The 10645-nt window shown below is 75.5% G+C and carries 12 protein-coding genes; 1 reads left to right on the top strand and 11 read right to left on the bottom strand.

The features are described 5' to 3' along the window. Nucleotides 1-167: 167 nt before the first annotated feature. The 9 genes from ACTWP5_RS19870 to hisD all read right to left on the bottom strand — a co-directional run bounded on the left by ACTWP5_RS19870 (nucleotide 168) and on the right by hisD (nucleotide 7655). Nucleotides 168-1244, bottom strand: coding sequence for a pectate lyase family protein (locus ACTWP5_RS19870; protein WP_443222366.1), 1077 nt, complete (start codon nucleotides 1242-1244; stop codon nucleotides 168-170). Nucleotides 1245-1561: 317 nt separating this feature from the next. Continuing rightward, nucleotides 1562-2344: an imidazole glycerol phosphate synthase subunit HisF gene (hisF, locus tag ACTWP5_RS19865; RefSeq protein WP_443222365.1), complete on the bottom strand. Its 783-nt coding sequence runs from the start codon at nucleotides 2342-2344 to the stop codon at nucleotides 1562-1564. After that, complete coding sequence (locus tag ACTWP5_RS19860; RefSeq protein WP_443222364.1) at nucleotides 2341-2748, bottom strand: Rid family hydrolase; 408 nt, start codon at nucleotides 2746-2748, stop codon at nucleotides 2341-2343. The genes hisF and ACTWP5_RS19860 overlap by 4 nt, the downstream gene beginning before the upstream one ends. Continuing rightward, nucleotides 2745-3512 (bottom strand): bifunctional 1-(5-phosphoribosyl)-5-((5-phosphoribosylamino)methylideneamino)imidazole-4-carboxamide isomerase/phosphoribosylanthranilate isomerase PriA, encoded by a 768-nt coding sequence (gene priA / locus ACTWP5_RS19855; RefSeq protein WP_443222363.1) that lies wholly within the window; start codon nucleotides 3510-3512, stop codon nucleotides 2745-2747. The genes ACTWP5_RS19860 and priA overlap by 4 nt, the downstream gene beginning before the upstream one ends. 8 nt (nucleotides 3513-3520) lie before the next feature. After that, complete coding sequence (gene hisH / locus ACTWP5_RS19850; RefSeq protein ID WP_443222362.1) at nucleotides 3521-4234, bottom strand: imidazole glycerol phosphate synthase subunit HisH; 714 nt, start codon at nucleotides 4232-4234, stop codon at nucleotides 3521-3523. 5 nt (nucleotides 4235-4239) lie between these two features. Next, complete coding sequence (locus ACTWP5_RS19845) at nucleotides 4240-4398, bottom strand: hypothetical protein (protein ID WP_443222361.1); 159 nt, start codon at nucleotides 4396-4398, stop codon at nucleotides 4240-4242. Then, nucleotides 4395-4985, bottom strand: a complete 591-nt coding sequence (gene hisB / locus ACTWP5_RS19840) for an imidazoleglycerol-phosphate dehydratase HisB (RefSeq protein WP_443222360.1) — start codon at nucleotides 4983-4985, stop codon at nucleotides 4395-4397. Before hisB ends, ACTWP5_RS19845 begins: the two co-directional genes overlap by 4 nt. Continuing rightward, complete coding sequence (locus ACTWP5_RS19835) at nucleotides 4982-6148, bottom strand: histidinol-phosphate transaminase (protein WP_443222375.1); 1167 nt, start codon at nucleotides 6146-6148, stop codon at nucleotides 4982-4984. Before ACTWP5_RS19835 ends, hisB begins: the two co-directional genes overlap by 4 nt. 130 nt (nucleotides 6149-6278) lie before the next feature. Next, nucleotides 6279-7655, bottom strand: coding sequence for a histidinol dehydrogenase (gene hisD, locus ACTWP5_RS19830; RefSeq protein WP_443222359.1), 1377 nt, complete (start codon nucleotides 7653-7655; stop codon nucleotides 6279-6281). Nucleotides 7656-7845: 190 nt separating this feature from the next. On the opposite strand from hisD, the gene ACTWP5_RS19825 reads away from it, so the two are divergent. Further along, on the top strand, nucleotides 7846-8601 hold the full coding sequence (locus ACTWP5_RS19825) for an LON peptidase substrate-binding domain-containing protein (RefSeq protein ID WP_443222358.1): 756 nt from the start codon (nucleotides 7846-7848) through the stop codon (nucleotides 8599-8601). Between the two features lie 322 nt (nucleotides 8602-8923). Here ACTWP5_RS19825 and ACTWP5_RS19820 read toward each other — a convergent pair whose 3' ends face one another. Together ACTWP5_RS19820 and ACTWP5_RS19815 are read right to left on the bottom strand one after the other, a co-directional pair. Further along, on the bottom strand, nucleotides 8924-9607 hold the full coding sequence (locus ACTWP5_RS19820; protein ID WP_443222357.1) for an ABC transporter permease: 684 nt from the start codon (nucleotides 9605-9607) through the stop codon (nucleotides 8924-8926). A 144-nt stretch (nucleotides 9608-9751) separates the two neighbouring features. Next, entirely contained in the window at nucleotides 9752-10537 is a 786-nt protein-coding gene (locus tag ACTWP5_RS19815) for an ABC transporter permease (RefSeq protein WP_443222374.1), read from the bottom strand. Nucleotides 10538-10645 lie beyond the last annotated feature (108 nt).

Below are 10645 nucleotides of genomic sequence, written 5' to 3'. Positions count from 1 at the left end.
GCGGAGGCGCGGGCGGTCGCGCCGAGCGTGGCGGCGGTGGCGGCCGTGGCGGCGGCGCCGGTCAGCAGGCGCCGTCGGGTGATGCTCATGGCTGGGGTCTCCCGGTGGGGTCGCGGGCGGTGGGGGGTCGGGGCGCGGCGGGGTGGCGGCAGCGCGGGCCGGCGAGGTCAGAGGTGGCCGACGCCGGCGCCGGCCGGGACGATCGTGGGCACGTCCTCGGCCGCGTCGAGGGTGTAGGCGTAGAAGGCTGACGGCTCCTCGACCACGCCACGCGTCTCGATCTCGTGGTTGCAGTCGACCAGGATGTTGTCGCGGGCGACCATCCGGCCCAGGTCCCCGCTGAAGTCCACCCGGCCGGGGTTGTTGACGCTGTGGAAGTAGTTGCCCTCCAGCACCAGGCCGGCGTCCATGGTGGAGGCCACGCCGTAGCTGTTGTCGAGGTAGTAGTTGTTGTAGACGTGGACCGGGTCGCCGAAGCGGACGCGCGGGTTGCGCTGGTCGGAGGCGTCGAAGAAGTTGTGGTGGTAGGTCACCCGCAGCCGGCCCTCGTCCTGGGCGGCGTTGCCGTCGTCGTGCCCGAGCAGCGCCGTCTTGTCGTGGTCGTGGAAGTGGTTCCACGAGACGGTGACGAGGTCGGAGCCGCGCTTGATGTCGACGGCGCCGTCGTCGCCGTTCGAGAAGTCGTTGTGGTCGATCCAGACGTGGTGGGAGAACATCTGGACGTTCAGAAGGTCGTCGGTCGCGCCGGAGAACGAGATGTTGCGGATGATGACGTTGTGCACGGCGTCGGCCGGCGGCGCGGTGACGTCCTCGTCCACCGGCAGGCCGATGTTCAGGCCGCCTCCCGTGAGGGCCGCGTCCTGGCCGACGCCCACGATCGTCTTGTCGGAGGCGACGTCGTGCATGCCGTCGCTGTCCCCGGTGGGGAGCGTGATCGTGCCCTGGACCTGCACGACCAGGGGTTCGGGACGGGCGATGTAGTCGAGGAACTGCTCGGTGGTGGTGGCCGTGACGACCTCGCCGCCGGCGCCGCCGGTGGTGCCGTTCTGGCCGAGCGCGTCGACGCTGGCGAAGCCGTCGGCGGTGGCGAGCGCGGCGGCCACGGGAGCGGTGGTCGGTGGGGCGGACGGGCCGGGGGCGGCGGGGGCCACGCCCTGCGAGACGGCGACGAACGAGGCGGCGGCGACGGCGACCAGCAGCGGCCCTCGTCGCGGATGACGGACGGAACGGCGGACTAACCGCACGGCGGATCCCTCCTGCGAGGCACGGAGTGGTGGGGGGGAACGCCCGCCGGGCGGTCGTCCTTCCGCCCGGCAAGCGCTTTCTATCGCCGGAAGGTAAGCGCTTGCTACGGACATGTCAAGAGACCGCGCACCGATCCCCACCGCGACGGCGCCGTGGGAGAGGCGTCCGGCTGTCCCGCCCCGCCAGGCCCTGCCGCAGCCCTGTCGGAGCCCTGCCGGGGGTCAGGAGGCGGTCAGCCTGCCGGGCCGACGACCGACGACGCGGCAGGCTTCGGGCGCGGGACGTCGCGCGCCCGCCGAGGGCGAGGGGACGGCCCTCAGCGCACCACGTGCCCGGCCTGGCGCAGAGCGCCCTTGACCTGCCCGATCCTCAGCTCCCCGAAGTGGAAGACGGAGGCGGCGAGCACGGCGTCGGCCCCGGCGGCGATGGCGGGCGGGAAGTGCTCCAGCCTGCCCGCGCCACCCGAGGCGATGACGGGCACCGTCACGTGCTTGCGGACGGCGGCGATCATCTCCGTGTCGTAGCCGTCCCTGGTGCCGTCGGCGTCCATGGAGTTCAGCAGGATCTCGCCGGCGCCCAGCTCGGCCGCCTGGTGCGCCCACTCGACGGCGTCGATGCCGGTGCCGCGGCGCCCGCCGTGCGTCGTGACCTCGAAGCCGGAGGGCAGTCCGGCAGAGGCGGCGTCGCCCTCACGGCGGCGGCGGGCGTCGACGGAGAGCACGAGGACCTGCCTGCCGAAGCGCTCGGCGATCTCGCGCACCAGCTCGGGACGGGCGATGGCCGCGGTGTTCACCCCGACCTTGTCGGCCCCGGCCCGCAGCAGGCGGTCGACGTCCTCGGCCGTCCGCACCCCGCCACCGACGGTGAGCGGGATGAACGTCTGCTCGGCGGTGCGGCGCACCACGTCGTAGGTGGTCTCGCGGTTCCCCGAGGAGGCGGTGATGTCGAGGAAGGTCAGCTCGTCGGCGCCCTCGGCGTCGTAGATCCTGGCCATCTCCACCGGGTCTCCGGCGTCGCGGAGGTTCTCGAAGTTGATCCCCTTGACGACGCGTCCGCCGTCCACGTCCAGGCAGGGGATCACTCGTACGGCAAGGCTCACGCGGCGGCTCCTGGAGATCGCTGAGCTCGGAGGGCTTCGAGCTCGACCTGCACCAGCACGCGGGAGTCGGCGAAGCCGGCGACCACCACGAGGGTGACGGCCGGGCGGACAGCGCCGAACAGGTCGCGGTGGGCCCGCGCGACCTCCTCCGCGTCGCGGGTGTGGCTGATGTACATGCGGGTGCGGACGACGGCCCCGGCGTCGAGCCCGAACGGCTCCAGTGCCGCGACCGCGTCGGCCAGGGCGGACCTGGCCTGTTCGTAGGGGTCGCCGACGGCGGCGGCCCCGGCGGCCGGGGGCATGGTGCCGGCCACCAGCACCAGGTCTCCGGCGGCCACGGCGCGTGCGGAGCCGAGGGCCTCCTGCCAGGGGTTCTCGTCGCTCTCCACACGCTCGATCGTCATGGCGCCGCCGCCTCCACGGTCTTCAGGGCCTCTTCCAGGGTGAACGCCCCGGCGTAGAGCGCCTTCCCGACGATGGCGCCCTCGACGCCCTCGGGTACCAGGGTGGCGATGGCGCGCAGGTCGTCCAGCGACGACACTCCGCCCGAGGCCACGACCGGCCGGTCGGTGGCGGCGCAGACGGTGCGCAGCAGGTCGAGGTTGGGTCCGGTGAGCGTGCCGTCGCGGTTGATGTCGGTGACGACGTACCGGGCGCAGCCCTCGGCGTTGAGCCGGTCGAGGGTGGTGAACAGGTCCCCGCCGTCCCGGGTCCAGCCGCGCCCGCGCAGCGTGGTGCCGCGGACGTCGAGGCCGACGGCGACGCGGTCGCCGTGCTCCGCGATGACCTTGGCGACCCACTCGGGGGACTCCAGGGCGGCGGTGCCGAGGTTGACCCGGGTGCAGCCGGTGGCGAGGGCGGCCGCCAGCGAGTCGTCGTCGCGGATGCCGCCGGAGAGCTCCACGCGCATGCCGCCGTCGAGCGTGGCGCGGACCACCTCGGCGATCTGGGCGCGGTTGTCGCCCGTGCCGAAGGCGGCGTCGAGGTCCACCAGGTGCAGCCACGTGGCGCCCGCGCCCTGCCAGGCGAGGGCGGCGGCCAGCGGGTCGCCGTACCCGGTCTCGGTGCCCGACTCGCCGTGGACCAGGCGGACGGCCTGGCCGTCGCGGACGTCGACGGCCGGGAGCAGTTCGAGAGCGGGCGTGGGCTGGGGTGCGGGGGTGGACATCGGGCGGCTCACAGGGTCTCGATCCAGTTGGTCAGCAGCTGGGCGCCGGCGTCGCCGGACTTCTCGGGGTGGAACTGGGTGGCCCACAGCGGACCGTTCTCCACGGCGGCGACGAAGCGCTCGCCGTGGGTGGCCCAGGTGACGAGCGGGGCGGCCATGGAGCGGCTGGCGGGCTCGGGCAGCTCCCAGTCGTGGACGGCGTAGGAGTGGACGAAGTAGAACCGCTCCGTGGGGGGCACGCCGGCGAAGAGCCGCGACGCCGCGGGGGCCTCGACGGTGTTCCAGCCCATGTGGGGCACGACGTCGGCCTTCAGCGGGCCGACGGTGCCCGGCCACTGGTCCAGGCCGTCGGTGGCGGTGCCGTGCTCGATGCCGCGGGCGAAGAGGATCTGCATGCCGACGCAGATCCCCAGCACCGGGCGGCCGCCCGCAAGGCGCCGGCCGACGATCCGCTCGCCGCGGGCGCGGACGAGTCCGTCCATGCAGGCGGCGAAGGCGCCAACGCCGGGGACGACGAGGCCGTCGGCGTTCGCCGCCCGGTCGGGGTCGCGCGTTATCTCGACCCGGGCGCCGACCCGCGCGAGCGCGCGCTCGGCGGAGCGGACGTTGCCGAAGCCGTAGTCGAAGACGACGACGTCCTTCGGGGGGCGTCCGCCGGTCCCGGCGCTCCCGGGGGCCGGGGCGGTGGCGACGGTGGTAGTGGTGGCAGTGGCGGTGGTCACGGGTGTCACACCTCCAGTCTCAGGGCTCCGGCCAGGAGGCACAGGCCGCTGCCGATGCCGAGCAGCACCACGACGCCGCGCGGCATCCCCTGCCGGTGGAAGGAGAACACCCCGCCGAGGAGGAAGAGGCCCGCGACGATCAGGAGCGTGGAGGCGGCGTTCACAGCGCCCCCTTGGTGGACGGGATGCCGGTCTGGCGGGGGTCGATCTCGCTGGCGAAGCGCAGCGCGCGGGCCAGGGCCTTGAACTGGCACTCGACGATGTGGTGCGCGTTCCGCCCGTAGGGCACGTGGACGTGGAGGGCGACCTGGGCCTGGGCGACGAAGGACTCCAGGATGTGCCGGGTCATGGTGGTGTCGTACGCGCCGATCATCGGGGCCATGTTCTCCGGCTCGCGGTGCACGAGGTACGGGCGGCCCGAGAGGTCCACGGTGACCTGGGCGAGGGCCTCGTCCAGCGGGACGGAGGCGTCGGCGAAGCGGCGGATGCCGCGCTTGTCGCCGAGGGCCTGGCGGAACGCGGCACCCAGCGCGAGCGCGGTGTCCTCGATGGTGTGGTGGCTGTCGATGTGCAGGTCCCCGTCGGTCTTGACGGTGAGGTCGAACAGGCCGTGTCGGCCGAGCTGGTCGAGCATGTGGTCGAAGAAGCCGACGCCGGTGGCGACGTCCACCGTGCCCGTGCCGTCGAGGTGGATCTCGACGGTGACCGAGGTCTCCTTGGTGGTGCGCTCCACCCGGCCCACGCGCGTCATTGGTTGGTCTCCTTGGTCGGTGTGATCCCCGTGGTCTCCTCCGCCGCCGTCTCCTTCAGCACGGCGCGCATCGCGTCGAGGAAGGCGTCGTTCTCCCGCCGCGTGCCGGCGCTGACCCGCAGCCGGCCGGGGACGCCGTTGTCCCGGACCAGGACGCCGTGGTCCAGCAGCCGCCGCCACACGGCGGGCACGTCGTCGAAGCGGCCGAACTGCACGAAGTTCGCGTCGGAGTCGGTGACGTCCAGGCCCGCCGCGCGCAGCTCGGCGACGATCCGGTCCCGCTCGCTCTTGAGCTCCTCGACGGCCGCCAGCAGGGGCTCGGCGAACTCCAGCGCGGCGAGCGCGGTGGCCTGGGTGACCGCGGAGAGGTGGTACGGCAGGCGGACGATCCGGACGGCGTCGACGACGGCCGGGTCCGCGGCGAGGTATCCCAGGCGCAGGCCGGCGGCGCCGAACGCCTTCGACATGGTGCGGGTGACCACCAGCGTGGGCCTGCCGGCCAGCAGCGGCAGCAGCGAGGGCTGGTGGCTGAACTCGGCGTACGCCTCGTCGACGACGACGAGCGCGCCCCGGCCGCCGCGCGCGGCCTGGGCGGCCTGGGCGGCGTCGTGGAGGGCGACGACGGTCTCGGGGGCGACGGCCGTGCCGGTGGGGTTGTTGGGCGAGCAGACGAACAGCACCTCGGGTGCGTGCTCGTGGAGGGCGGCGACGGCGGCCTCGGTGTCGATGGTGAAGTCCGCGTTCCGCGGGCCCGAGATCCAGCGCGTGCCGGTGCCGCGCGAGATCAGCGGGTGCATCGAGTACGTCGGGTCGAAGCCGAGGGCGGAGCGGCCGGGGCCGCCGAAGGCCTGGAGCAGCTGCTGGATCACCTCGTTGCTGCCGTTGGCCGCCCAGACCCCGGCGGCCTGGATGCCGACGCCGGTGCTGCGGGTGAGGTACGCCGCCAGCTCGGTGCGCAGGGCGAGGGCCTCGCGGTCCGGGTAGCGGTTGAGGTCGCGTGCGGCCTCGGCGACGCGCTCGGCGACGCGCCGCACCAGCGCCTCGGGCAGCGGGTGGGGGTTCTCGTTGGTGTTCAGCCGGACCGGGACGTCGAGCTGGGGAGCGCCGTAGGGGCTCTGGCCGCGCAGCTCGTCCCGGACCGGGAGGTCGTCCACGCCCGTCACGCCGTTCGCCGCGGTCACACCGTTCGCCTCGGACACCTGGGTCACCTGGGTCACGTCGGTCACTCGCTCACTCGTCTCCCGTATGCCGCTGGTGGCGCCGCCACCGGCGCCCCGCGGGCCTCCTCCCGCCTCACTCACCGCCGGCCCCCGTCGGCACCGCCCCGTCGAAGCGCGCCGTCACCGCGGCGCCGTGGGCCGGCAGGTCCTCGGCCTCGGCGAGGGTCACCACGTGCCGCGCGACCTCGGCGAGGGCGGCGCGGTCGTAGTCCACGACGTGGATGCCGCGGAGGAAGGACTGCACGGACAGGCCGGAGGAGTGGCAGGCGCAGCCGCCGGTGGGGAGCACGTGGTTGGAGCCCGCGCAGTAGTCCCCCAGGGAGACGGGGGCGTGGGGACCGACGAAGACGGCGCCGGCGTTGCGGACGCGGGCGGCGACCTCCGCGGGGTTCTCGGTGAGGATCTCCAGGTGCTCGGCGGCGTAGGCGTTGACCACCGCGAGGCCGTGGTCGACGTCGCGGACGAGCACGGTGCCGGACTGGCGGCCGGCGAGCGCCTCGGTGACCCGCTCGCGGTGCCGGGTGACGGCCACCTGGGCGGTCAGCTCGGCGTCGACGGCGTCGGCGAGCTCGGCGGAGGGGGTGACGAGGACGGCGGCGGCCAGCACGTCGTGCTCGGCCTGGCTGATCAGGTCGGCGGCGACGACGCGGGCGTCGGCGGAGGCGTCGGCGAGGACCGCGACCTCGGTGGGCCCGGCCTCGGCGTCGATGCCGACGACGCCGCGCAGCAGGCGCTTGGCCGCGGCCACGTAGACGTTCCCCGGGCCGGTGACGAGGCTGACGGGGCGGCACTCCTCGGTGCCGTGCGCGAACATCGCGACGGCCTGGGCGCCGCCGGCCGCGTACACCTCGCTGACGCCGAGGAGGGCGCAGGCGGCGAGGATCGTCGGGTGCGGCAGGCCGCCGTGTTCGCGCTGCGGCGGGGAGGCCAGGGCGAGGGAGCCGACGCCGGCCTCCTGGGCGGGCACGACGTTCATCACCACCGAGGAGGGGTAGACCGCCCGGCCGCCGGGGACGTACAGGCCGACGCGGTCCACGGGGACCCAGCGCTCGGTGACGGTGCCGCCCGGCACGACCTGGACCGTGGCGTCGGCGCGCCGCTGGTCGCGGTGGACGAGGCGGGCGCGGCGGATGGACTCCTCCAGCGCGGCGCGGACGGCCGGGTCGAGCTCGGTCAGGGCACGCTCGATGGCCTCGGCCGGGACCCGGATCCGGGTCAGGCGCACACCGTCGAACCGCTCCGCGTACTCCACCAGCGCCGCGGTACCACGATGGCGCACGTCCTCGCAGATGGGGCGCACCGTCTCCACGGCGGCCTCGACGTCGAGCTCGGCGCGGGGCAGTATCCCGCGGTCGATCCCGAGTCCGTCCGGCGCGGTGGGCGCGTCCCGCAGGTCGATGCGGCGCAGGTGGATGGGCGTGGCCGAGGTGGCCAGGGCGGTTTCAGACACGGCTCCAGTCTCGCAGACACCCCGGGAGGCCCTCGTCGCATTTCACGATGCGGGCCGTGCCCCCGGCGCCGCCCGCGTCCCCCGGGGGTGGGCGCCAGGGGGCGGCGCGGCGCGCGTGAGACGGCGCGCGCCGCGCGGGACCGGCGCGGGCCTGGCAAGATCGCACGGCCAGGGCCTAGGCTCACTGGGCGTGACGTCCACGCGCCTGCCGCTCTTTCCGCTCAGTACGGTGCTGTTTCCGGGGCTGGTGCTCCCGTTGAACGTCTTCGAGGCGCGGTACCGCGCCCTGATGCGGGACCTCGTGAAGCTGCCGGAGGACGGGCCACGCCCGTTCGGCGTCGTCGCGATCAGGGACGGCCTGGAGGTGGCGCCCGCCTCCACCGGCCTGCCGGAGCCCGGGGAGGCGAGGGACGCCGCGCCTGGGGACGGCTTCGCGGCGGACCCGATGGACTCCTTCCACACGGTGGGCTGCGTCGCGGACGCCGCCACGATCCGGCCGCGCCCCGGGCCGCCGGGCGATCCGCCGCAGGGGTACGAGGTGCTCGCCACCGGCACCTCGCGGTTCCGGCTGCTGTCGGTGGACGCGAGCGGGGAGTACCTGGTCGGCGAGGTGGAGCCGCTGCCCGAGGTCCACGGGGAGGGCGCGGGAGCGCTGGCCGCGGGGGTGCTGCGGGCGTTCCGCGCGTACCAGCAGGCGCTCGCGGGGGCCAGCGACCGCGGCCTCGGGCCGCAGGAGCTGCCGGAGGACCCGGGCGTGGTGTCGTACCTCGTGGCGGCGGCGGCGCAGCTGTACGTCTCGGACAAGCAGCGGCTGCTCCAGGCCAGGGACACGGCGACGCGGCTGGCGGAGGAGCTGCGCATCCTGCGCCGCGAGACGGCCCTGATCCGCCGGCTGCCGTCGCTGCCGGGCGCCGACCTCACGATGCGGCCCACGAGCCTGAACTGACGGCCGCGGGCGGGGTCGCGCGCGGGGGCCACGTCGAGCGGCCACGTCGGGCGGACGGGTCAGGCGGACGGGTCGGCCCCGGGCCGGGACACCGCGCTCGGGGCATCCGGCACCCGTCCGGTGGGCTTCGCGGGCCGCGGCGTCCGCTGCGGCGTTCTCTCCCCCGGCTCCCCCCGTCGTCGGGCCGAGGTCGCCCCCGCCGCCGAGGGGGCCCCTCCGTCGGGCGACGAGCCGTGTCCGGCACCCCGGACCAACCCCCGGGGTTCCACCGGGCAGGCCCGGCGGTGACGCGCCGGGGGCGGAGCGCGCCGGGCGTAGAGGCTCAGCCGGCCGGACGCGGGTCCCAGTGGGGCGGCTCCGTGGTCGGCGGCGGCTCCTCCTCGCGCGGCCCCCAGGCCGCCACGCACAGCAGGTGCACGCCGATCGCCGCGAAGGGCAGCCCCATCAGCACCCCCCGCGCGCCCAGCTCCAGCGGCCCGTCGAAGACGACGCCGGTGCCGACCTCCTGGGCGCGGGCGGCGATGTCCTCGGTGGGGCCGAACCAGTCCCCCATCCCCCACGCGAGCAGCGCGCCCGCGACCGCGCCGACGGCCAGCCCCAACACCAGGGCCACGCCCCCGTGCCGCCGCGCCAGGAAGACAGCGAGGCCCGCGACCGCGCCGACGGCGAGGCCGAGGAGCAGGAACGTGCCGTCGGCGCCGACGGCGTGCTCGGCCTCGGAGTTGACCAGGACGACCGCCTCGCCGTTGGAGACGATCGGCACCCGGGGGGCCAGCCACAGCCAGAGCAGGCCGAGGGGGACCCCGGTGAGGACCGCGACCGCCAGCGCCACCACGGCGGCCTCGGCTATCTCCCGCCCCCAGCGGCGCTCCGGCCTCGCGGGCGGCGGGGACGCCGCCGTGCCCGGCACCGCCCAGGGGTCGTGCCGCTCCCGCTCCACGGGGTGGGGGGCACGCTCGGGGCCGCGGCTGGTGTCGTGGTCTGGTGGTGGCTGAGGTGGGGTCACCCCGTCATCCTGCCAGGTACGGGCGAGCGTTCGATCGGCGAGACATCCGTTCGGACGACCCCGAGGCGTTCGACCTCGAGGCGTTCGACCCCGAGGCGTTCGACCCCGAGGCGTTCCGACGGGCCGGAAACGCGTGCCCCGGCCTCAGCGGAGCGCCGCGCGGCGGTACGCCCAGGTGGCGAGCGCCAGCGCCAGCACCCCGACGACGGCGCAGACCGTGAGGTCGGCGGCGGCCTGGGTCCAGTCGGGGCTGGGGCGCAGTGCCTCGGCGAGGGCGTCGACACCGTACGTCGAGGGCAGCAGGTCGCGCAGCCACCGCACCGGCTCGGGCATCCGCCCGGCCGGCAGCACCCCCAGCATCAGCGCGGCCGACATGCCGAGCTGGCCGCAGAGCGTCGCGAGCTCCGGGCGCGGCGCGAGCAGCCCGAGGGCGGCCCCCAGGCCCGCGAGCGCGGCCCCGGCCAGGGGCACCACCGCGAGCAGCAGCCACAGGCCGGCCAGCGGCAGCTCGTAGAGCAGGCCGCCCGCCACGGCGGTCAGGACGACGCCCGGCACGGTGAACGAGGCGTACGCCGCGGCCGTGCCGAGTGCCACGGCGGTGGCCGGGACGGGCAGCGTGGCGTAGTGGTCGAGCCCGCCGCCCGCGCGCAGCTGGCCGAAGTGCTGGGCGAGCAGGTTCAGGGCGACGAACGCGACGACCAGCACGGCCGAGCCCGCGACGACCGCCCGTGCCTCGGCGCCGTCGCCGGAGTCGACGACGCCGCGCATCAGCAGCATGATGCCGAGCGACTGGAAGGTGGCGACGAACAGCAGCGGGATGCGCGCCACCCGGGCGCGGGAGAGCTGGGCGCGGTAGACGGTGCCGAGCGCGGGCCACAGGCGCGTGGCCGGGGCGAGGGGCGCGACGGCGGCGGTGGGCTCGTCGGCCACGTCCCGGGCCGGCGCCGCGCCGAGGGTGGCGGCGGACCCGGTGGTCGTCCCGTCGGTCCCGTCCGCCCCGTCGCCTCCGACGGCTCCGTTGGCCCCGACGGTGTCGGT

It is taken from the genome of Streptomyces sp. 4N509B (assembly GCF_052245655.1).
Lineage (GTDB): Bacteria > Actinomycetota > Actinomycetes > Streptomycetales > Streptomycetaceae > Streptomyces.
Note: the sequence above shows the minus strand (reverse complement) of the source record. Positions and strands in the feature narration are given on the sequence as shown.

Excerpts from the sequence above, each read along its gene's own strand:
- priA (WP_443222363.1), bottom strand. The coding sequence starts at position 3,512 with ATGTCCACCCCCGCACCCCAGCCCACGCCCGCTCTCGAACTGCTCCCG.
- hisB (WP_443222360.1), bottom strand. The coding sequence starts at position 4,985 with ATGACGCGCGTGGGCCGGGTGGAGCGCACCACCAAGGAGACCTCGGTC.
- ACTWP5_RS19860 (WP_443222364.1), bottom strand. The coding sequence starts at position 2,748 with ATGACGATCGAGCGTGTGGAGAGCGACGAGAACCCCTGGCAGGAGGCC.